Source organism: Peribacillus huizhouensis (assembly GCF_014138605.1).
GTDB lineage: Bacteria > Bacillota > Bacilli > Bacillales > DSM-1321 > Peribacillus > Peribacillus huizhouensis.
In genome coordinates this window covers 120,144-142,580 of record NZ_JACJHX010000002.1, presented here as the reverse complement: position 1 = coordinate 142,580, position 22,437 = coordinate 120,144, and the positions used below count along the sequence as shown (strand labels likewise).

Sequence of the window (22,437 nt, the reverse complement as noted above, 5' to 3'; positions counted from 1 at the left end):
CATTACATATGCTTTATATTTACACAAGAACTCGTTGAAGGAACAAGTACACTGTAGCTCTTCTTACAGAGAGGCAGTCCCCATGGCTGGAAGGGACGTCAGAATAAAGAACAGTGGAAAGCTAGTCCGGAGTGCAGTTAATTCCTGCCGTCTGCCGCGTTAAGGCATTGATTGAGGTGATGAGTGGCAAATATTGCACTCATAATCAGGGTGGTACCGCGAGCAAACTCTCGTCCCTGTCAGGGATTAGGGTTTTTTTGTGTTTAAAAATTGGGAGAATAAGGTGTTTTTATAGTACAAAGTACTACTAAGATACTTTTGAAAAATAAGGAGGAAATAGCTATGAAGAACTTAACTGGAGCACAAATCCGTCAATTGTATTTAGATTTCTTTAAAGAAAAAGGCCATTCGGTTGAACCAAGTGCATCCCTTGTGCCGCATGAAGATCCAACATTGCTTTGGATTAATTCAGGTGTAGCTACTTTGAAAAAGTATTTTGATGGTCGTGTGATTCCAGAAAATCCACGGATTACAAATGCACAAAAAGCAATTCGGACGAATGATATTGAAAACGTAGGAAAAACTGCACGTCACCATACTTTTTTTGAAATGCTCGGGAACTTCTCTATCGGTGAATATTTCAAAGAAGAAGCGATTACATGGGCATGGGAATTCTTGACCGATGAGAAATGGATTGGTTTTGATCCAGAAAAATTAGCCGTGACGATCCATCCTGAAGATGAAGAGGCGTTTGAACTTTGGAATAAAAAAATCGGCATTCCAGCTGACCGAATTATCCGTCTTAAAGAAAATTTCTGGGATATCGGCGAAGGTCCAAGTGGCCCGAATACAGAGATTTTCTATGACCGTGGACCTGAATATGGAGACGATCCGAATGATCCTGAACTTTATCCGGGTGGAGAAAACGAACGCCATCTTGAAGTATGGAACTTAGTGTTCTCTCAATTTAATCATAATCCAGATGGAAGTTACACACCGCTTCCAAAGAAAAATATTGATACCGGTATGGGCCTTGAACGTATGGCTTCAGTTGTACAAGACGTTCCAACGAATTATGATACAGATTTGTTTATGCCGATTATCCGTGCTGTTGAAGAAATTTCTGATGTGAAATACCGTACAGATGTAGAAAAAGATGTTGCATTCAAAGTCATTGCCGACCATATTCGTACTGTAGCATTTGCTGTTGGTGATGGAGCGCTTCCTTCGAACGAGGGACGTGGATATGTATTACGCCGCTTACTGCGCCGTGCTGTACGTTATGCGAAACAAATTAATATTAACCGTCCATTCATGTTTGAACTAGTGCCAGTTGTCGGTGAAATTATGTATGATTTTTATCCGGAAGTGAAAGATAAAGCGGAATTCATTGCGAAAGTCGTGAAAAATGAAGAAGAACGTTTCCATGAGACATTGCATGATGGCTTATCTATTCTTGCTGATGTGATTGAGAAAGCGAAGAATTCTGGCAGCACAGTCATCCCAGGTGCTGACGTATTCCGTCTTTATGATACATATGGATTCCCAGTTGAATTAACAGAAGAATATGCAGAGGAACAAGGAATGACGGTCGATCAAGCTGGCTTTGATACAGAAATGGAAGCTCAACGCGAACGTGCGCGCTCTGCACGCCAAGATGTCGATTCCATGCAAATCCAAGGTGGAGCACTTGGCGACATTAAAGCAGAGAGCAAATTTGTCGGTTATGATGAGCTAGAAACTGAAGGTCGTGTGCTTGCGATTGTTAAAGAAGGTAACCTCATCACTGAAGCGCATGAAGGTGAAGAAGTTCAAGTCATCTTAAGTCAAACGAGCTTCTATGCGGAAAGCGGCGGACAAATTGCTGATAAAGGGATTATCGTTAACGAAGACGTAAAATTGAATGTGTTAGACGTTCAAAAAGCACCGAATGGTCAAAATCTACACAGAGTGACGGTAGAAGCTGGAATGTTAACACAAGATGCAAGTGTGGTTACCGTCGTAGATGCCGATAATCGCAGCCAAATTATTAAAAATCACACTGCGACTCACTTATTGCATCAAGCGCTAAAAGATGTACTAGGAACTCATGTAAACCAAGCAGGGTCACTAGTAGAACCGGACCGTCTTCGTTTTGACTTCTCTCATTTTGGGCAAATCACAGCGGAAGAGCTAGAACAAATAGAGGCAATTGTAAATGAAAAGATTTGGAAAAGCATCGCTGTAAACATTGACTACAAAAACATCGATGAAGCAAAAGAGATGGGTGCAATGGCATTGTTCGGCGAGAAATACGGAAAAATTGTTCGTGTCGTACAAGTTGGCGATTACAGCTTAGAGCTTTGCGGAGGATGCCATGTACCAAACACAGCTGTTATCGGCTTGTTTAAAATCATTTCTGAAAGTGGAATTGGCGCAGGAACACGTCGTATTGAAGCGGTCACTGGAGCGGGCGCTTATAAACTAATGGCTGATCAAATTGGTGTTTTAAAAGAAGCTGCTGCTAAATTAAAAACGAATTTGAAAGAAGTTCCAGCTCGAATCGAAACTGTTTTAGCAGAAGTAAAAGAGCTGCAACGTGAAAACGAGAGCTTAGCTACTAAACTTGGCAATATTGAAGCAGGAAACCTTGTTTCACAAGTAAAAGAAGTTAATGGCGTTAAAATTCTTACGGCAAATGTTCAAGCGACAGATATGAATAATCTTAGAACAATGGCAGATGAATTGAAACAGAAGCTAGAATCCGTTATTATCGTGTTAGGTTCAGCTCAAGGTGATAAGGTTAACTTGATTGCAGCTGTGACGAAGGATTATATTGATCAAGGCTACCATGCTGGTAAATTGTTAAAAGAAGTAGCAGCAATTTGTGGTGGCGGCGGCGGTGGTCGTCCGGATATGGCACAAGCTGGAGGAAAAAATCCAGCAAAATTGAATGAAGCGCTAAGTTTTGTGGAAGAATGGGTAAAATCCATTTCAATATAAATCTTACTAGTGTACAATGAATGTATCCATGGAAACCCGTTCGGAAATATGGAACGTTGAAGAGGAGTGCAGGACATGAGTTCGTTTGATAAAACCATGAAATTCAACTTTCCGGAAGAGCCCTTTGAGAGAGATGTGCAAGAGGTATTATTCCAAGTCTACGGTGCACTTCAGGAAAAAGGCTATAACCCAATTAACCAAATCGTAGGCTACTTGCTTTCTGGTGATCCAGCCTATATTCCGCGCCATCAGGATGCGAGGAATATCATTCGGAAGCTTGAGCGTGACGAGATTATTGAGGAATTGGTAAAATCATATTTAAAACAACATCGTGAGGGTCGTTAATGCGGACAATGGGGCTCGATTTAGGTTCAAAAACGCTTGGCGTTGCAATTAGCGACGCAATGGGTTGGACCGCACAAGGTATAGAAACAATTAAGATTAATGAAGCCCAAAAGGACTTTGGCTTAAAACGACTTGGACAACTTATTGAAGAGTACGAGGTTTCTGCAATTGTTATCGGATTTCCGAAAAACATGAATGGAACGATAGGACCAAGAGGAGAAGCGAGTCAAGCATTCGCCAAGCGCCTCGAAGATAAGTTCAAGCTGCCAACTCGCCTTTGGGACGAACGGCTTAGTACAATGGCTGCGGAGCGTGTTTTGCTTGAAGCAGATGTGAGCAGAAGTAAACGAAAGCAGGTCATTGACAAAATGGCTGCCGTTATGATTCTTCAAGGCTTTTTAGATAGTCAAACAAATTAATAAAGAGGTGCAAAACTAATGGAACACGGTGAAAACAACATTACAATTGTAGATGAAAACGGAAACGAACAGCTTTGCGAGGTATTATTCACATTTGATTCTGAGCAATTTAACAAATCATATGTCCTTTACTACCCAATCTCAGCTGAAGATGATGAAGATGAAGAAATTGAAATTCATGCTTCTTCTTTCGTACCAAGCGAAGATAATAAAGACGGCGAATTATCCCCTGTTGAAACAGAAGAAGAGTGGGATTTAATCGAAGAAATGCTTTCTACATTCCTTGATGAAGAAGGCGACGAAGACTGATTTAGTTGAACGTTAATACGTAGCTAAAAAGGGTGTCCTAAAAGGGTCCAACCACACATCTCCTATAGATCGTTTATATGACGTGTAATTGACATATAAACGATCTATAGAGATTGAGGTCGGACCCTTTCGTTATGGGACAGCCTTTTTTTCTTTAAGGACATGGGGCTACGCTACGCGACTAACTAATAAGGATAATCTACTATGCAGATGTACTTCCTTTATTAAGGAAGTACGCTAAATCCTGGCTCCGCACCGCCACCATTGTGATTAGGTGAGTGTAGGATGCTACAGGATGGACCTCCAGAGAAAATGGTGTCGTACTTGTTTTGTATAATATTTTAAGATAAAATTCTGTATTTATTAGCGAATTTTAGTATAATAAGTCGGAGTATGCGTTTTACAAAGAATGACGGCAAAACCGTATAAGCAGTTTGCTTAGAGGGGGAATATAAATGGATCAGAAAGATAAAACAAAAATACAGTATATTCGAGAGAGAATGCTCGAACAGCAAGGTGAAGCGAGAATCGTGCGAAAAATTATTATGATTGTCATGTTGGTGATTGTGGTAGTGGCCGCTTGTGTGGGCATAGGTGGCTATTTGTATGTGCAATCTGCCCTAAAACCTGCTGACCCGGATAATCAAAAAATACAAGAGGTAGAAATTCCAATTGGTTCTTCTGTTGGCAATATATCGACAATTCTTGCAGATCAAGGAATTATTAAAAATGCCAAAATCTTCAAATATTATATTAAATTTAAAAATGAATCTGGTTTTCAAGCTGGTAGCTATAAGCTCGCGCCTTCTATGACTTTACCAGAAATCATAAAAAGTTTGAAAACGGGGAAAGTTGTAATGGAAGCCCAATTGAAAATAACGATTCCAGAAGGAAAGCAACTTATCCAAATTGCCCATATTATTGCAGAAAAGACCGATAAGGATCCCGAAGACGTGTTCAAACAGTTGAATGATAAAAATTTTATTAATAAATTGCGAGCAAAGTATCCAGATTTGTTAACTGATGAAATTTATGGAAAAAACATCCTATATCCATTGGAAGGGTATTTATTTCCAGCTACTTATGATTTTTATGAAGAAAAGCCAAGCCTTGAGTTAATTGTCACAGAAATGTTGAAAAAGACAGACGGAGTTCTTGCCGAGTACAAAGATGAAATGAATGAAAAACAATTTAGCAATCATAAACTGTTGACACTTGCCTCTTTAATCGAGGAAGAAGCGACAGCGAAAGTGGATCGTGATATGATTTCTTCTGTTTTCTTTAACAGAATGAAAATTGATATGCCACTGCAGACGGATCCAACTGTCCTTTATGCAAAGGGTCAGCATCAAGACAAAGTCTTTTATAAAGATTTAGAAGTGAATTCCCCTTATAATACGTATAAAAATAAAGGTTTAACGCCTGGACCAATCGCCAATGCGGGGACTACGTCGATTGAAGCTGCTTTGAATCCAGCAACATCCGACTATTTGTATTTCTTGGCAACAAGTACAGGAGAAGTAGTTTATGCTAAGACTTTGGATCAACATAATCAAAATAAAGCTAAATTTATTACAAATAAAAAATAATATCACATCAAAAGAGGGAGAGATATTCACATTCTCCCTCTTTTTGTGGTAAAATAGTCAAAGTGCAATTTTAGGCAAGACTAATTTTGTTCTAAATCGTATGAGCCTCGGCTAGGTGCCGGGTTTTTCTTGAGTAAAGAAGTATAAGTGATCAAGAGGCGTTTTGTTGTTTAAATCGTTCAAATTCTTAATTAAGTATGGTACTTATGCTTTTCTATAGAGTGAAACTCTTTAATGAATGTAAGTGGTAGCGCATGACGCCTTCTTTCGTGACAAGGTGCTTGCGCTTTTCGTAGGAGGAAAAAACATGAGCATAGATGAATATCTTCAGTCACTGATTCCGAAACGAGATGGATTGGTTGCGGAAATGGAAGAGTATGCAAGGTTACATAATGTGCCGATTATGGAGCCGGAAGGTATGGAAACATTGCTGCAAATTTTAAGGCTAAAAAACCCGCAGACCATTTTGGAAGTGGGTGCAGCAATCGGATACTCAGCGCTGCGCATGGCTGAAGCATTACCGGATGTGAAAATTGTCACAATAGAACGTGATGAAGAGCGGATTAGTGTGGCTAAGGAAAACATTAGTAAAGCTTGCGCACAAGATCGGGTAATGTTAATCGAAGGCGATGCACTTGAAGTTGCAGAATCGATTAGCGCATACGGGACTTTTGATGTGATTTTTATTGATGCGGCAAAAGGGCAATATAGGAAATTCTTCGAGTTATATGAGCCATATTTGAATGATGGCGGCATTATTGTAACAGACAATGTGCTGTTTAAAGGTTTAGTAGCAGTGCCTGAAGAAGACATTGAGCTGCGGCGAATTCGAAGTCTCGTACGGAAAATCAAAGAGTATAACGTCTGGCTCCACGAACACCTTAATTACGATACAGTCATTTTACCGATTGGTGATGGCGTCGCTATTAGTAAACATAAAGGTACACGAAAATAAATTACTCAGAATATCAATGATCATTCAAGTTTGTATGGGTAAATGAACTAGCTAATTCTTTAACAGTCAATAAGAATAGCTCGGTGAACTCGGATAATTAAGAACTTTATTCCGCATTAACGGAAAGGTCAAAACCCCTACCTCAAGGCTTAGAGAAATCGAAGAAGCGTAGATGGGAGATGACTGCCTAATCTAGTTTCGGATTATCGGACTATCACAGGATGTGGGTCACACAGAAGAAAGACTAAAGGACGTTGCGTACTTAATCTGTGATTGATTGAACCTTAGTTCGTAGAGTCGATTTACCTACGCTGCGCGGAGATATTTACGCTAGAACCGACTAACAATCAGAGGGGATGAAGAACCTCCCACTGACTGAAGTTTTACTTTATTACGGAAAATGGAAGTAGATAAAGGTATAAACAGTGATTGTTCGGGCACTATAGCGAAAAGACGAGCTTTCTGAGTTCGCCGGGTTAGTTCTCAGATGATACAGCATACAGGAAATGGAAATGACGACTAGCATCAGTGGAATTAGGTGACTAATGGAAATTCAAAGATACCCGTTTGGTCTGTGTGAGACGGCCAGAAATAAACGTTGGTGCTAGCAAACATCTTTCTAAGAATTATCCGAAGAAATAAGGGTAAACCTGATTTGCCAACAACATGATGCGAAAGGGGAACTAACGAACATGGAAAAGAAACCAGTTGTAATCGGGGTAGCCGGTGGCTCTGGATCAGGAAAAACGAGCGTAACCCGAGCGATATATGAAAGTTTTAAAGGGCATTCGATTCTTTTGCTAGAACAAGATTATTATTATAAGGATCAAACGGATCTCCCGTTTGAGGAACGGCTGAAAACGAATTATGATCATCCGCTTGCATTTGATAATGATTTATTAATTGATCATATCTACAAGCTCTTAGGATATGAATCGATCGAGAAACCAATTTATGATTATAGTAATCATACTCGTTCGGAAGAGATTATCCATGTCGAGCCTAGAGATGTCATTATTTTGGAAGGCATTCTGATTCTTGAAGATGAGCGCTTACGAAATTTAATGGATATGAAACTATTTGTAGATACGGATGCCGATTTACGAATTCTTCGCAGAATGTCCCGCGATATCAAAGAGCGAGGCCGTTCCATTGATTCGGTAATGGACCAATACATTAATGTAGTCCGTCCGATGCACAATCAATTCATTGAACCAACGAAGCGATATGCTGATATTATCATTCCAGAAGGCGGCCATAATCACGTCGCAATCGATTTAATGGTAACAAAAATACAAACAATCCTTGAACAAAAGTCATTTTTGTAATAACATGGCATAGATAAAGAAAAGAAACAATTATTTCTTACCTAGTTTAGACTTACGTAAAAATAGGTACTAAACAAAGTCTAAACGTTTATACAACTGGCTAAATTAGATAAAAAATAAAATACGTACAAAGCGCGCCCTTTTTATAAAAGGACGCGCGCTTATATATTGTTGCTTGTTTTTTATTTATTTTTGCCAGATGTTTGAAACAGCTAGAAAAGTGTAGATTGTACTACATAAGCAGTCACCATGCTATGTGCATCGTGAAGAATTTTGAAGGAGTGAAGGTTTTGGCAGTTGAAAAAGTATTTCCAATGACAAAAGAAGGTAAAGAGAAATTAGAGCAAGAACTTGAATATTTAAAAGCGGTAAAGCGCAAAGAAGTGGTAGAAAGAATCAAAATCGCTCGTAGCTTCGGTGATCTTTCTGAGAACTCTGAGTATGATTCTGCGAAAGAAGAACAAGCATTTGTTGAGGGGAAAATTACTACAATTGAAAATATGATTCGCAACGCGAAAATCATCGTAGAAGATGGTACAAGTTCTGACACTGTAGGTTTAGGTAAGACGGTTACATTCGTTGAGCTTCCAGACGGCGATGAAGAAACATATTCAATCGTAGGTAGTGCAGAAGCAGACCCGTTTGAAGGCAAAATCTCAAATGATTCTCCAATCGCCAAAAGCTTAATGGGTAAAAAACTTGGTGAAACGGTAACCGTTAACACACCGGGCGGCGACATCACTGTGAAAATTATTAGCGTTAAGTAATTGAAAGGGTCTGACCTTGTACACTGCACCAGTAGTGGCTTTTAGGTCAGACCCCTTTTGTATGAAGGACATGGGGACGAGGCTTCGCGACTTACTAATATAGACAATCTACTTTGTGGATATACTTCCTTTGTTAGGAAAATACTTCAAAATCTGGCTCCGCACCGCCATCATAGTAAATAGTGGCGTTGTAATGCCATATTAGTTTTTATTAGTTTTGTATGGATTTTGCGACTAGGGTAGTAACCACCGGTGGAAATATGCGTCAATCTCCGAATGTATCCTCTATTTTAAAATCCCCCAGTTGAATAGATCAACTGGGGGAATACAGAAGGAGCAGGATATAAAACTAAAATTCTTAGATCCATTGCAATAGGTGGTGATTGGTTAACAGTAAAGATGGAATGAGAAATTGGTAATTGGTTTAGCCATTTTCAAACGTGACATCTGTCACCACAAATAAAGAGGCCCCTCCTGCACCTTGAAGCGGAGTCTCACCACTTCAAGGTTTAAAAATATTTATCACTGTCAAAATCAAGCTCTACTTGATAATTCTTTGCGTTAATTGCATTTGATAGGCGATTTGCTTGTCTCTCCGTTTCAATCCCCTTTACACGGTAATGTTCCGGATCGAATGTTGCCACTTTGACTAAAGTGATGGCATCACTATATAAATGGATCAGCTCCTCTTTAGAAGAGGTGCCGTATTGTTTATATTTACGTGCTTGAGCTCGCAATTGGGTGGCAAGCTCTATCGCTTCTACAATTGTCAAAGATTGCTCGCCAAAGGAAATCTCATTTTCATAGTTTGCTTTGTACATTAATTTATCAAGTAAACGAAAATCACCGCGGACTTCCTCAAGTTCTTTTTCCAAGTACGTACTTGATAGGGCATTGCTGTCCCTTTTTCAATTTCGACAAATGCAGTGAGATCCATTTCTACTTCTAATTCCTGAATACGCTTGGATAGGACGCTTTTCAGTTTAACCGCATCGGCCAATGTCAATTTTCTCATCTATCCGCCCCCCTTAAGAAAACTTCTTTTCCTACTGTATCATAACTCTTTTAAAAAATGCATGTATAATTGTTTGAAAAATGGGGACCTCGTCCAAAATATAGATGAGGTGTTTATGATGAAAATACGACGATTAAAATGGCTGGGTGTGTTTATGATGATGTTGTTATTCGTTCTGATAGGGAGATTAGTTGATATTCAGCTGTGGAACACGGAGTCGTTTTCGAAACATCAAGTAAATTTAATTGAAGCGAGTGTGAAGCAGAGGTCACAAGTATTAACCGTTGATGATGGCCGCGGCAAGTTTTATGATCGTGATGGAGAACCTTTAACCCATGAGGAAAAGCAAGTGCTTGTTTTATTTCCTTTTTTAAAAAAGATGGAATGGCCTGCAGATGAAGTTGCGTCAATCCTCGGCATTCGAGAAGATCAGCTACGCCAGGAAATTTTGAATCAGAAGAAACCATTTGCTTTTGGTGGTAATCAGCCGCTTGAATTAAATGAGTATCAATCAAAAGCAATCAATAATCTAAAAATACCAGGTGTATTCGCTGTAAAACAGAAATTCAATTCGCAAACGATGCTAGCTGGTCAACTGCTTGGTTTGACCGTACAATACTCTTCATTGCCAAAAGAAAGATATCCTGACTTAGAGCTTTTGCCTGACACAAGAGTGGGGGACAAAGGGTTACAGCGAACATTTGATGAGTTTCTCTTATCAAGTGGTGAGTCGAAACTTGTGTTCCATGTCGATGCGAATGGCGGGCCGATGTTTGGGGTTGATGTGAAATATGTCGAACCTGCAAACCCGCTATACCCTGTAAAAGTCATCACAACATTAGATAAAGAACTACAAGAAACGGCGGAAAAAATCGTCGATAATTATCAAATTAAAAAGGGAGGGCTCATTTTACTCGATATTGAGAAAAGTGAAATCTTAGCAAGTGTTTCTCGTCCTGTCTTAGATAAGATGCAGCCTAATGGATCAGGAGCCATCAATCATATGTTCACCCAACATGTTCCGGGTTCTGTCTTCAAAACCATTATAGCAGCAGCAGCAATTGATTATGAGTCAGCACCACCGCAGCGGATGTTCGACTGTAATCAAACAATAGATGGCAAGGAAGAAAAACAAAGACCGCTCGGCATGTTGAATTTTCAAAACAGCTTTTCGCAAAGTTGTAACCGAGCATTTGCGGAAGTGTCTCAAGAAATAGCCAAAAAGGATGCTAATTTCTTTGAAACCTATGCTGATAAACTTGCAATCACTCAGTATTCTGGTTGGCAAGGGAATTTATATCATTCAGCTTTTAAACAACTGTATGGTGAGCAATCAGGAACTATCTGGAAAGATCAGGCGGAATTGAAGAAAGATCCGAAAATGATCGCCAAAACAGCGATCGGCCAACTAAATGTTCAAGTGACGCCACTTGCTGTCGCAAATATGATGGCGACAATTGCTAGAGGTGGTGAAAAACAAATGGTGAAAGCAGTAAAAAAGGTCGAGTTCAATAATGGGACCTCGGCGATTGATTTCCCCAAAAAAGAAATCGATCAAAATACCATCTCGCCATACACCGCAATGAAGCTTCAAGAATTATTAAGAAGTGTCGTAAATGAACCAAAGGGAACGGGTGCTTCATTGAAGGATTTGCCTTATACCGTTGCCGGAAAATCGGGAACCGCGCAAATAAATATTACAGAAGGTAAGCTGAACAAATGGTTTGCGGGCTACTTTCCTTATGAAAATCCGAAATATGCATTAGTCGCGGTAAACTTGGATACAACAGAAAATACGAGAGGTATGGTCGCTGTTTTTGCAGAGATGGTCAAAGCAATTTATACAATGAATCATGAAAATAGTTCGAAAGAAGGGTAAATGTTTGGGATAGTATTCACTTCAAACTGATTCAGGAACGTGTTAAAATAGACCTTGTATTGAATAATGAGGAGGAAGTACATTGAAAAGAAATTCTGGACCTATTCATACGGGTGGGCGTTCATCAACTAAAGACAAACAAAGAAAAACGAATCGTATATATAATATTTCCATAACCGTTGTTATCGTGTTAATCCTAATAGTCGGAGCATCAATTTTATTTAGTAAAGACGAAACGAAACAAGCGTCTACGACGATTAAAGAAGATACGCCAAAACAAACGGAGGAAAGTGATACTAAGACTAGCGAAGTGAAGGATAAGGATCAGGATACTGCATCTAAGACTGATGATTCTTCAACTTCCGAAGATCAAGACGAGACTGATGCAGAGCAGGGAACTGAGGATCCTGGTCAAGATGATTCCACGGTCATTTTGGGATCTGAAGACGAAAATGACAAGAATACCGAAACGAGTGATTTAGCGGATTCGGTAGGAACTCCGCAAACTTCGAAAGCCGAAATCACAAATTTTGATAAAGGATCCACGAACTGGGCGGAGATGGAACAAGCCGTTGCACAAGGAGCTGGTATCTCTAAAGATAATATGACTGTCTTGTGGCTCGGAAATGGTGGTGCGCCTGGTAAAGCGGTTGGAACAGTTTCTGCGAAGGATACGAAGCAAGTTTACCGTGTCAACATTGAGTGGGTTGAAGGCTCTGGCTGGAAACCGGTGAATGTGGAAAAAAAATGATTTAACAGCTAGCGAAGAGGCTGCCGTAAATGGGTCTGACCTCGTATACTACAGTAATTTTTACATGTAGTTGCGAGGGCAGATCCTTTCTTTTTTTATATTTCTTATTTTTTCACTTTAAAATGCACGACAGCACTGTAAAAACGATGGCCATCTTCGATATGCATTTGGTGAGAAACGGAGTGTACTTCTAGGAGAATGGCTTTATTTACTTCAATTTGTGTTTGGATTTGCTTTTCAAGATTTTTAATCGTATCCGCTTCAAAAAACTCGACTTTATCCTGTATTAAATCTAGTTGAAAATTCATGGTTATGCCTCCATATATTTAGGTTATAGAGCTATTTTATCACGTTTAAACTATGAATCGCAGGGAAATCTACTACTTGAAGGAAAGGGGAAGATGTGGTAGATTAAGAACAGTTTTAAAATAAAAACATACTATGCTCATAGGAATAATTAAAATAAAAAGGTGATAAAAATGGGAAGAGAATTTATCGAGCTGTTTGAAGAATGGTCGAAATCCTATGATGATACTGTAGATGGTCATAATTTGGAATACCGTGAAGTGTTTGCGAACTACGAGCGGATTTTAGATAGTGTAGTTAGTAGAGTGCATGGTCACACGATTGAATTCGGGGTCGGTACGGGTAATTTGACAGAAAGATTGTTGAATGCGGGCTTAACGGTAACAGCTGTGGAGCCTTCACCTGCAATGAGAGAGAAGGCAGCTTTCAAATTGCAAAATCGCACGGCAATAGTAGATGGAGATTTTTTTGAATTTCCCAAGCCAGAGCAAGTGGATTCAATTGTTAGTACTTATGCGTTTCACCACTTAAATGACGATGAGAAGGCGAAAGCGATCGCAATCTATAGCCAATTATTAAAAAGTGGTGGTAAAATAGTGTTTGCAGATACGATGTATCTCACAAAGGAACACCACGAACAGGCGATTCTTGATGCAAAAGCGTCTGGGTTTCATAGTTTAGCAAACGATCTATCCACTGAATTTTATACAACGATCCCGTTTTTAGAAGATTTATTAAAAGAAAATGGCTTTACTGTATCATTCGATAAGTGCAACTCGTTTGTCTGGATTATGGAGGCTGAAAAATTATAGAAAGAGGTACAGTAATGAAAGTAGCAATAATTGGAGCAATGGAAGAAGAAGTAACGATCTTAAGAGATAAAATGGAAAACCTTGAACAAATGACGATTGCCGGCAGTGAATTTAATACGGGCACATTAAACGGCGTTCAAGTCATTTTACTAAAATCAGGAATTGGAAAAGTAAATGCAGCCATGTCAACAACTATATTATTAGAAAAATTTAAACCGGATGCGGTTATTAATACAGGTTCTGCAGGTGGGTATGAACCAACATTAAATGTTGGGGATGTTGTCATTTCCACAGAAGTACGCCATCATGACGTTGACGTAACGATTTTTGGCTATGAATATGGTCAGGTTCCACAATTGCCAGCAGCCTTCATCCCGAATGAGAAGCTGTTTGCGATTGCCGAAGCGGCGGCGAAAGAAATCACGGATATCCAAGTTGCAAGTGGTTTAATCGTAACGGGTGACTCGTTTATGAACGACCCTGTTCGTGTTGACTTTGTTCGCACAAAGTTTGACAATCTTTATGCAGTAGAAATGGAAGCTGCTGCGATCGCACAGGTTGCTCACCAATTTGGCACCCCATTTGTGATTATCCGTTCTCTTTCTGATATTGCTGGAAAAGAATCGAACCTTTCATTTGAACAATTTTTGGAAACAGCAGCACTAAACTCAAGCCAACTGATTATCAAAATGATTGATCGCTTGAAAGTGAGTTAAGGAAAAAAGCCTAAGTTAGCTAGGTGGAGATTCGTTGGACGAAAGAATGGTTTCGTTCAACGCACTCTTCACATTTTAAAATACTCCTAAAACATGAGAGATAATAGGAGGGGGAGAAATAATGAAAGTCTATCGTGGGATTCATGAATTAATCGGTCAAACACCGATATTAGAGATTACTCAATTTTCATTACCAAAAGGTGTCCGAATTTTTGCAAAGCTTGAGTTTTTTAATCCAGGTGGAAGTGTAAAGGATCGTCTTGGTCGCGAATTACTAGATGCTGCCCTAAAGAGCGGCGAATTAGTTTTAGGCGGTACCTTGATTGAACCGACGGCTGGAAATACAGGGATTGGACTGGCGTTAGCCGCAATCAACAAAGGTATTGAGGTCATTTTTTGTGTGCCGGAAAAATTCAGCGCAGAGAAGCAGGAATTGATGCGTGCTTTAGGCGCTAAGGTTGTAAATACACCTACGGAAGAAGGTATGCTGGGAGCTATCAAGAAAGCGCAAGAACTGCTAAAAGAGATTCCAAATTCTTATTGTCCACAGCAATTTGCAAATCCATCCAATCCAGCTGCTTACTATAAAACACTAGGCCCAGAAATCTGGGAACAGCTTGATGGAAATGCGGACATCTTTGTTGCAGGTGCAGGAACAGGTGGAACATTCATGGGAACAGCCCGTTATTTAAGAGAGCAAAATCCACATGTTAAAACAGTCATTGTTGAACCGGAAGGCTCGATCTTGAATGGCGGTGTATCTGGTCCGCATAAAACAGAAGGAATTGGGATGGAGTTTTTGCCGTCTTACATGGATGAAAGCTATTTTCATGAAATTTACACAGTACCTGATGAAGACGCTTTCGCACTAGTGAAAGAGTTAGCCCTTAAAGAAGGCCTTTTAGTCGGCAGCTCATCTGGCTCTGCTTTTTATGCGGCATTGCAAGAAGCGAGAAAGGCAGTACCGGGAACAAATATTGTCGTTATATTTCCAGATTCGAGTGAACGTTACTTAAGTAAACAAATCTACCAAGGGGGAGAGTAAGATGAAAAAAAAGACACAGTTAATTCACGGCGGAATTTTTGGTGATGAAGTAACAGGAGCGGTTTCTGTTCCCATCTATCAAGTGAGCACATACAAACAAGATGGCCCAGGAAATCATCGCGGTTATGAATATTCCCGTACAGGCAATCCAACTAGACATGCCCTAGAAGAATTAATAAGTGACTTAGAGGAAGGAAAACGAGGATTTGCATTCGGTTCAGGGATGGCAGCAATGACAGCAGTTATGATGCTGTTTAAACAAGGGGATCATGTGCTGATTACCGATGATGTGTATGGTGGCAGCTACCGTGTCATCACAAAGGTATTAAATCGTTTTGGATTAGAGGCAACATTCATCAATACAAGTGATTTACAGTCTATTGAAAAAAATATCAAAGAGAATACAAAAGCTTTATTTTTAGAAACGCCAACTAACCCTACTTTGAAGATTACTGATATTGAAGGGGCAGCAAACATCGCCAAGAAACATGGCTTGCTTACGATTGTAGACAATACCTTTAGCACACCATATTGGCAAAATCCAATTACACTTGGGGCAGATATTGTGCTTCATAGTGCGACGAAATATATTGGAGGGCATAGTGACGTTGTAGCAGGTCTTGCCGTTGTGAATGATGAGAAGCTTGGTGATGAACTTCACTTTGTACAAAACTCAACTGGGGGCGTCCTAGGCCCGCAAGACTCATGGTTATTAATTCGCGGCATTAAAACACTAGGTCTCCGCATGGAAGAAACGGAAAAGAATACAAAACAAATCGTCAACTTCTTGCTTGAACATGAAATGGTATCAAAAGTGTATTACCCAGGTATCGAAAGCCACCCGAACCATGAAATTGCGAAGAAGCAAGCACGCGGTTTTGGCGGCATGGTATCCTTTGATGTTGGAAGTGCCGAGAAAGCGGCAGATGTATTAAGTAAAGTGAAGTACTTTACTCTCGCTGAAAGTCTAGGTGCCGTGGAAAGTTTAATATCCATACCAGCCCTTATGACTCATGCCTCCATTCCAGCTGATCGACGGGCAGAATTAAAAATTACAGACGGACTAATTCGTATCTCTGTTGGCATTGAAGATGCTGAAGATTTAATAGACGACTTAAAACAAGCATTGCAAAACTAAGATTCAATTGCCTGTAGAAACATTCACAAAATTGCCATCGTTTTGATGAAATTTGTTCAAATTATTCAACGTTATGATTATGGGAAACATGGTACCTTTAAATGAGGCAGTTAAAAGGAGTGTAAGTCATGTTTTCAATTGTAATGGTGCTTGTTGTCATTACTATTATTGGGGTTGTCATCGCAACAGAAGGAACAGTGGACTCTGATTGAATTTCTTAAAATGATAGATAAAGAAAAAGAGGGCGTGCTCACATTCTATTCACCGACTAATGTGTTAGTTACATAAGCGTGAATTGTAGATGTGGGGGTGCCCCTTTTCGTTATGGGACAGCCCCTTTATTATCTTAACACACAATAGGTCCACAGCTAATAAACCACCAAAATCCGAAGATTAACAACAGAATAAAAAGAACGATGAATAGCGCATAGACTGGACCAAAGCTTCCGCATCCAAACCCAGGTCCGTACGGAGGATATGGACCATAACCGTACCCGCCACCTGGAAATCCATAACCCATAAGATCACCTCCAAGTAGGATAGAATTTTCCCCTATACTGTATGCATAGTAAGGCCAAGATGTATGGGATTTTGCCCATTATCACAAATTGAGAAATCTGAGGCGAATCCTACTATTTATCCCGCATTAACGGAAAGTCAAGACCCTATCTCAAGCTTAGGTGGGGGTCAAACTTTCCGTAAAAAGCCCGAATGGTGGGATACAGTGATCCTTTACCTTTGTGCTTTTCAAAAGTAAGATTGCGCCCACAGGATGTGGGTCACACAGACGAAAGACTATAGGAAGCGGCGTAATTAGTCTGTGATTCATTGAACCTTGGTTGGTTAGGTCGCTTTATCGAAGTAGAACGATGATATTAGCGACGCTAGAACGGGACTAACCACAGTGGAGGATGAAGGAAAACCCACTTATTGCACGGTTCTCCTGGCCATAAGGAAGCATGTAGATTTTGGAGAATGAAGTTTGCAGCTAATATAATGAGAATAATAAATAAAACCCATCAACCAAAGATGGGTTTGTCCATTTTGTATGAGTTATTTAAATTATTAGGCTCTCATTTTACGACATACTTCAGCACATCTAAAGCATGCCTCTGCGCAATTTTGGCAATGTTCATGATTGTGCTTTTTGCATTCAATCCCGCACGATTCACAAATGTCAGCGCAAAGCTGACAAATTTGTTGAGCGAATGGACTGTTGGATTGCATGGTTTTAACTGCGAAAGCGCAAATATCTGCACACTCTTTGTCTAACCTAATACAAGAGGCCATCATTATTAGGTCTCCTCATTTAGACACGCATCAAAACAAGTGTTGCAAGCGTCCATGCATTCCAGACAAGCTTTGATACATTCTTCGTAAGTGGTATTCATAATAAAACCTCCAAAGTATTTTTTGAACAACCCTTATACTCTACCCTGTTCATTTTTTAATTAACAAATTTTCAAAAACTCTTTAAAAACTCAAGTTTCTGATATTTTTTCATTATGAAGTTTTAATAAAAAAGTGGTGATGACCTTGAATAAAATATCCTGAAATTTGGGCTTTGTTTTTTGAGTACTATGATGATTTTTGAAATATTTTTGTTATTTTTCCTCTATTCAAGTATCGTAGAGGCCTAGAGTGGATGGAGGATTAAGGCGATAGCCATAGGGATGTGCTTGATAATTCCTACGATGAATCGACCTTGTCATGGAAGTGAGTACTGAAACAAAGGTCATAATCACCGACTTAAAAATCACAACATTAATATTTCATCCTAGAAGTTAGATAATGAAGCGGGCAATATTATATCCAAAGATGCATTTAGAGCAAAGGATTAAGTGTTTCACGAATTCCTTTTTCTTCTAGTTCATCCGATAGAAATGAAAGTAGGTTGAATGCTGTAACAAGTGAAATTAAGGTGTACAGACACAAAGACGTCCCTTCTTGCATAAGCATTAAATATAGGCGAATGAGTAGAAACTCTGGAGGTGTGAAAAATGCCGGATATCTTAACTGCATTAGGTTATATGGTTAAAGAGTTTTATTTGCTCGTATCATACGTAAAGAATAATGCATTTCCTCAACCGTTATCAGCGGGTGATGAGCGCAAATACTTAAAGCTTATGGCAACAGGGGATGCTGAGGCTCGTAATAAGCTAATTGAGCATAACCTACGACTCGTTGCTCATATTGTCAAAAAATTTGAAAATACGGGCGAAGATACGGAAGACCTAATTTCGATAGGCACGATTGGTTTAATCAAAGCTATCGAAAGCTATTCTGATGGAAAAGGAACGAAGCTTGCGACGTATGCAGCTCGGTGTATTGAGAATGAGATACTCATGCATTTACGAGCTACTAAGAAGACGAAAAAAGATGTATCTCTTCATGATCCAATCGGCCAGGATAAAGAAGGAAATGAAATTAGTTTAATAGATGTACTGAAGTCTGAGTCAGAAGATGTGATCGACACGATTCAGTTGAATATGGAAATTGAAAAGGTGAAAAAGTATATCGATATTCTGGATGAACGTGAAAAAGAAGTAATTGTCGGTCGATTTGGTTTGGATTTGAAAAAGGAAAAAACTCAGCGGGAAATTGCCAAAGAACTGAATATTTCAAGAAGTTATGTATCACGAATTGAAAAGCGGGCATTGATGAAAATGTTTCATGAGTTTTACCGGGCAGAAAAGGAAAAACGACGAGGCGGGTAAGGATAAATATTTAACTAAGATTTCGTATAAAACTAATATGGCATTAAAACGCCACCATCTACAATGAAGGATTTATCCTGTAGCATGCCACACTCACCTAAACACAATGGTTCCGGTACGAAGCCCCGTATGTCTTCGTACAAAAAAACAGAGCGTAAAGCAAATGCTTCACGCTCTGTTTTTTAGTATAATCGCCACTTTATGCTTTAGTTTTAAACATTTCAACGATGGCATGGTAGATTTCAGTACCTTGATAAAGGAATAATCTAGATGCTGTCAATGAAAATAGAGCTATCATAATGAAACGAAATACCATTTTGGCCACTCCCTCTTTTTTTATTTTATTTAATAAAAAATGAAGGAGTTAAAATGAGATAATTCGATTTGTAAAAGACGGGGCCGTGTAGGATGTACCGTCGTACGAGCTTAATAAAGGATATGCTATAGAGAAACATTGCTAGTATGAGTAGTACGACTGCAGCAAAATCCATTAAGCTGAAATCAGGTATAAACTGCATTGCTTCAATCTGAAGTTCGGCTATTATGGTTGTATCTTCTTCAACCATTTTGAAATGCTTGTGTGTGAAAAGGCTGGGTCCTGTGAGTCCTCCGTGGATTTTACTAACGGCAGAATGTTGAATGCTTCCGAGTAAAATCAAGGCGAGTATGAGTACGGATAATCTTTTCACTGTAACCCACCCCCTTTTCCTTTAATTATACCTATCATACCACGATTTTTCATGAATGCTAGAAAAAAAGTTAGACATTTTTCTTTAAAAAAGTACGAGTTAATATTGGTACTACTTATATAATTATGTAATAAAATGACATAATTGCACATTTGGTTAGAAAAATTCTGAAAAATTAACTATAATAAAAGGAGCAAAAGAAGGAGGCTAATAATCGATGGCATATCCGATAACTTGGGATTTAGATGTGTTTTTTAAAGGGGGAAGTGCATCACAGGAATTTGCTGCTTTTTTAGATCAATTACGAATAGAGATTGGTGAATTTGATACGCTAGTAAGTGGTTGGAAAGTGAAATCAGTAGAACAGGATCAGCATTTATTAGAAAGTGCTATGGAGTTATTTGAACAATCTGGTAAAAAAATTCGCCAAGCCGGAGCGTTTGTTAGTTGTTTAGAAGCACAAGATGTCAAAGATAAGAAAGCGAATGAATTACGAGGCCAAATAACGAAACAAAGCGCTACTTTCCAAAATGCATTAACGAAGTTTGATCAGAAACTTGTAGCATTGGATGAAGAGTTTTTCCAAAACGTATTAAAAAAAGAACCGTTAAAAGAATTAAAATACATATTGAATGAACGCAGAGAGCGTGCGATGGAGAAGCTTTCGGTTGATGAGGAATCATTAATTAATGCACTATCGGTGGACGGATACCATGGCTGGAGTCAGCTGTATGATACGATTGTCGCTACAATTCACATCCCATTTGAAGAAAATGGAGAAGTGAAGCAATTATCTGTAGGGCAAGCAGCTAATAAATTTTCCGATCCTGATCAAGATGTACGCAATCGGATTTTTACTGCCTGGGAACATGCTTGGGAAGAGCATAGTGATGTGTTGGCTAAAACATTAAATCACCTAGCTGGATTCCGCTTAAGTGTGTATGAAAAGCGAGGATGGAAGGACGTAATTAAAGAACCTTTGGAAATCAATCGGATGTCTGAGGAAACATTGGACAGTATGTGGTCCGTAATTGCCGAACATAAAGAGCCGCTTGTCCGATTTCTTAATCGAAAAGCAGAATTACTAGGGGTCGAAAAATTAAGCTGGTCTGACTTGGAAGCCCCGATTACAACTTCTACAAAAACGAGTGTCATGAGTTATCAGGAAGGTGCTGAATTTATCCTGAAGCATTTTAGTAAATTTGGCAGTGAGTTAGAGAGCTTTACGAAAAAGGCATTTGAAGATGGATGGATTGAAGCACAAGATCGTCCGAATAAGCGTCCAGGTGGATTCTGTACAGGTTTTCCAGTGTCAGGCCAATCCCGGATCTTCATGACGTATTCGGGAACACCATCTAATGTATCCACTTTAGCACATGAATTAGGGCATGCCTTTCATTCTTATGCACTTAAAGATACCCATACCTTAAACCGGGCTTATGCGATGAATGTTGCGGAAACCGCTTCTACATTTGCTGAAATGATTGTCGCAGACGCTTCTGTTAAAGAAGCATCGTCAGAAAGCGAACGAATCTCCCTTTTGGAAGACAAAATTCAGCGGACGATTGCGTTGTTAATGAATATTCATGCTCGTTTTTTATTTGAAACACGGTTTTATGAAGAACGAAAACAAGGAATGGTCAGCAGTGGTAAATTGAATGAATTGATGATGGAAGCTCAAAAAGAAGCGTATGGAGAGGCATTAAGTGAATACCATCCGACATTCTGGGCATCTAAGCTTCATTTTTATATTACGGGTGTTCCGTTTTATAATTTCCCTTACACATTCGGATATTTATTCTCGCTAGGTATTTATGCGAAAGCGCAAAAAGAAGGAAAAGGGTTTGAAGCGAAGTATATCGCTCTGCTAAAAGATACGGGTTCAATGCGAGTTGAAGAATTGGCAAGCAAACATTTAGGCGTAGACATAGCGAGGCGTGAATTCTGGGAGGATGCCGTTGGCACATGTTTGAAAGATATTGAGGAATTTTTTGAATTGACGGATCCGTTGGTGAAACAAGCATAATGAAGAGTCTGACTCCAAACCTTACATTTTGATGTCTAGCGCAAGCCGCCAATTTCGTCAAGGCGCTTGCGCTTTTGTTCACACTTTTTTAAGTTTAAATGGACTGATCATGAGTAAAGATAATATAATCATGAAGAATAAGAAAAATACAGACGGAGCGAATGGTATGGCGAGGAAGCTTAATGTCAAGAAACATCCAGCTACGGTAATCGGCAATCCGGTAAAAAAGCCATTGTTTTCACTAATATTAAAACGGGCTAACCTAAATGCCCCGCAGCCAATATAAAAAACGGTGAAGAAACTGCCTGGTGCGCCAAATTCAAAGATAATTCCTTGATATAGAAGTAAGGCTGGGGCGACGCCAAATGAGATAATATCACACATCGAGTCGAGCTGCTTTCCTAACGCCGATTCAATATTAAATTTTCTTGCAATCATTCCATCGAAACGATCAGCGAGTGCGGCGAGAAAGATTAATAGAAGACTAAGATTCAATTGATTTGTTAAAACAGCTATAATTGCATATCCGCCAAGTGATAAATTTAGAAGGGTAATAATATTGGCCGTTTGTGCTTTTAATTTTTTTAAAGTAAGATCCAAAGCGTGTAGGAAAAACAATTGTTACACTCCCTTCCTGGATTTATAAATT

The 22,437-nt window shown here is 39.3% G+C and carries 20 protein-coding genes and 2 pseudogenes; 16 read left to right on the top strand and 6 right to left on the bottom strand.

Translation table 11 applies throughout. The features are described 5' to 3' along the window. Nucleotides 1-342 precede the first annotated feature (342 nt). The 8 genes from alaS (at nucleotide 343) to greA (ending at nucleotide 8,694) form a co-directional block, all read left to right on the top strand. Nucleotides 343-2,982: an alanine--tRNA ligase gene (gene alaS, locus HNP81_RS03955; protein WP_182501630.1), complete on the top strand. Its 2,640-nt coding sequence runs from the start codon at nucleotides 343-345 to the stop codon at nucleotides 2,980-2,982. A gap of 75 nt (nucleotides 2,983-3,057) precedes the next feature. Beyond that, entirely contained in the window at nucleotides 3,058-3,327 is a 270-nt protein-coding gene (locus HNP81_RS03950; RefSeq protein ID WP_028391906.1) for an IreB family regulatory phosphoprotein, read from the top strand. Next, on the top strand, nucleotides 3,327-3,746 hold the full coding sequence (ruvX, locus tag HNP81_RS03945) for a Holliday junction resolvase RuvX (protein ID WP_028391905.1): 420 nt from the start codon (nucleotides 3,327-3,329) through the stop codon (nucleotides 3,744-3,746). The genes HNP81_RS03950 and ruvX overlap by 1 nt, the downstream gene beginning before the upstream one ends. 18 nt (nucleotides 3,747-3,764) lie before the next feature. Further along, nucleotides 3,765-4,055 (top strand): DUF1292 domain-containing protein, encoded by a 291-nt coding sequence (locus HNP81_RS03940; RefSeq protein ID WP_028391904.1) that lies wholly within the window; start codon nucleotides 3,765-3,767, stop codon nucleotides 4,053-4,055. 455 nt (nucleotides 4,056-4,510) lie between these two features. Then, nucleotides 4,511-5,644: an endolytic transglycosylase MltG gene (mltG, locus tag HNP81_RS03935; RefSeq protein ID WP_182501629.1), complete on the top strand. Its 1,134-nt coding sequence runs from the start codon at nucleotides 4,511-4,513 to the stop codon at nucleotides 5,642-5,644. A 307-nt stretch (nucleotides 5,645-5,951) separates the two neighbouring features. Then, nucleotides 5,952-6,599 (top strand): O-methyltransferase, encoded by a 648-nt coding sequence (locus HNP81_RS03930; RefSeq protein ID WP_182501628.1) that lies wholly within the window; start codon nucleotides 5,952-5,954, stop codon nucleotides 6,597-6,599. A gap of 692 nt (nucleotides 6,600-7,291) precedes the next feature. Then, nucleotides 7,292-7,927, top strand: a complete 636-nt coding sequence (gene udk, locus HNP81_RS03925; RefSeq protein ID WP_182501627.1) for a uridine kinase — start codon at nucleotides 7,292-7,294, stop codon at nucleotides 7,925-7,927. 290 nt (nucleotides 7,928-8,217) lie between these two features. Next, entirely contained in the window at nucleotides 8,218-8,694 is a 477-nt protein-coding gene (gene greA, locus HNP81_RS03920) for a transcription elongation factor GreA (protein WP_182501626.1), read from the top strand. A gap of 509 nt (nucleotides 8,695-9,203) precedes the next feature. Here the strand turns inward: greA and HNP81_RS03915 are convergent. After that, nucleotides 9,204-9,709: pseudogene (locus HNP81_RS03915) on the bottom strand (hypothetical protein). A 115-nt stretch (nucleotides 9,710-9,824) separates the two neighbouring features. Between HNP81_RS03915 and HNP81_RS03910 the strand changes: the two are divergent. Both HNP81_RS03910 and HNP81_RS03905 read left to right on the top strand, forming a co-directional pair. Then, nucleotides 9,825-11,588, top strand: a complete 1,764-nt coding sequence (locus HNP81_RS03910; protein WP_182501625.1) for a peptidoglycan D,D-transpeptidase FtsI family protein — start codon at nucleotides 9,825-9,827, stop codon at nucleotides 11,586-11,588. 82 nt (nucleotides 11,589-11,670) lie between these two features. Then, on the top strand, nucleotides 11,671-12,339 hold the full coding sequence (locus HNP81_RS03905) for a YrrS family protein (protein WP_182501624.1): 669 nt from the start codon (nucleotides 11,671-11,673) through the stop codon (nucleotides 12,337-12,339). 104 nt (nucleotides 12,340-12,443) lie between these two features. Here HNP81_RS03905 and HNP81_RS03900 read toward each other — a convergent pair whose 3' ends face one another. Further along, nucleotides 12,444-12,647 carry a DUF2536 family protein gene (locus HNP81_RS03900; RefSeq protein ID WP_182501623.1) on the bottom strand — a complete coding sequence of 68 codons (204 nt, stop codon included), beginning with the start codon at nucleotides 12,645-12,647 and terminating at the stop codon, nucleotides 12,444-12,446. Nucleotides 12,648-12,818: 171 nt separating this feature from the next. Here HNP81_RS03900 and HNP81_RS03895 point away from each other — a divergent pair, with 171 nt between their 5' ends. From HNP81_RS03895 to HNP81_RS03880, 4 genes are all read left to right on the top strand, one after another. Continuing rightward, complete coding sequence (locus HNP81_RS03895) at nucleotides 12,819-13,457, top strand: class I SAM-dependent DNA methyltransferase (protein WP_182501622.1); 639 nt, start codon at nucleotides 12,819-12,821, stop codon at nucleotides 13,455-13,457. A 14-nt stretch (nucleotides 13,458-13,471) separates the two neighbouring features. Further along, complete coding sequence (gene mtnN, locus HNP81_RS03890) at nucleotides 13,472-14,173, top strand: 5'-methylthioadenosine/S-adenosylhomocysteine nucleosidase (RefSeq protein ID WP_182501621.1); 702 nt, start codon at nucleotides 13,472-13,474, stop codon at nucleotides 14,171-14,173. Nucleotides 14,174-14,294: 121 nt separating this feature from the next. Continuing rightward, complete coding sequence (locus tag HNP81_RS03885; RefSeq protein WP_182501620.1) at nucleotides 14,295-15,218, top strand: PLP-dependent cysteine synthase family protein; 924 nt, start codon at nucleotides 14,295-14,297, stop codon at nucleotides 15,216-15,218. Nucleotide 15,219: 1 nt separating this feature from the next. Next, complete coding sequence (locus HNP81_RS03880; protein ID WP_028391891.1) at nucleotides 15,220-16,356, top strand: bifunctional cystathionine gamma-lyase/homocysteine desulfhydrase; 1,137 nt, start codon at nucleotides 15,220-15,222, stop codon at nucleotides 16,354-16,356. A gap of 346 nt (nucleotides 16,357-16,702) precedes the next feature. On the opposite strand, the gene HNP81_RS03875 is transcribed toward HNP81_RS03880, so the two are convergent. Together HNP81_RS03875 and HNP81_RS03870 are read right to left on the bottom strand one after the other, a co-directional pair. Next, the gene (locus tag HNP81_RS03875; protein WP_182501619.1) at nucleotides 16,703-16,876 is read right to left on the bottom strand and encodes a sporulation protein YjcZ; all 174 of its coding nucleotides are present in this window, start codon (nucleotides 16,874-16,876) and stop codon (nucleotides 16,703-16,705) included. Between the two features lie 545 nt (nucleotides 16,877-17,421). After that, nucleotides 17,422-17,747, bottom strand: a pseudogene (locus tag HNP81_RS03870) (four-helix bundle copper-binding protein). 609 nt (nucleotides 17,748-18,356) lie between these two features. Here HNP81_RS03870 and sigK point away from each other — a divergent pair. Further along, nucleotides 18,357-19,073, top strand: coding sequence for an RNA polymerase sporulation sigma factor SigK (sigK, locus tag HNP81_RS03865; protein WP_028391890.1), 717 nt, complete (start codon nucleotides 18,357-18,359; stop codon nucleotides 19,071-19,073). A gap of 341 nt (nucleotides 19,074-19,414) precedes the next feature. Here sigK and HNP81_RS03860 read toward each other — a convergent pair whose 3' ends face one another. Beyond that, nucleotides 19,415-19,762, bottom strand: a complete 348-nt coding sequence (locus tag HNP81_RS03860) for a hypothetical protein (protein WP_182501618.1) — start codon at nucleotides 19,760-19,762, stop codon at nucleotides 19,415-19,417. Between the two features lie 217 nt (nucleotides 19,763-19,979). On the opposite strand from HNP81_RS03860, the gene HNP81_RS03855 reads away from it, so the two are divergent. Then, the gene (locus HNP81_RS03855; protein WP_182501617.1) at nucleotides 19,980-21,788 is read left to right on the top strand and encodes a M3 family oligoendopeptidase; all 1,809 of its coding nucleotides are present in this window, start codon (nucleotides 19,980-19,982) and stop codon (nucleotides 21,786-21,788) included. Between the two features lie 78 nt (nucleotides 21,789-21,866). On the opposite strand, the gene pssA is transcribed toward HNP81_RS03855, so the two are convergent. Beyond that, complete coding sequence (gene pssA, locus HNP81_RS03850) at nucleotides 21,867-22,406, bottom strand: CDP-diacylglycerol--serine O-phosphatidyltransferase (protein WP_028391887.1); 540 nt, start codon at nucleotides 22,404-22,406, stop codon at nucleotides 21,867-21,869. Nucleotides 22,407-22,437: the final 31 nt, after the last annotated feature.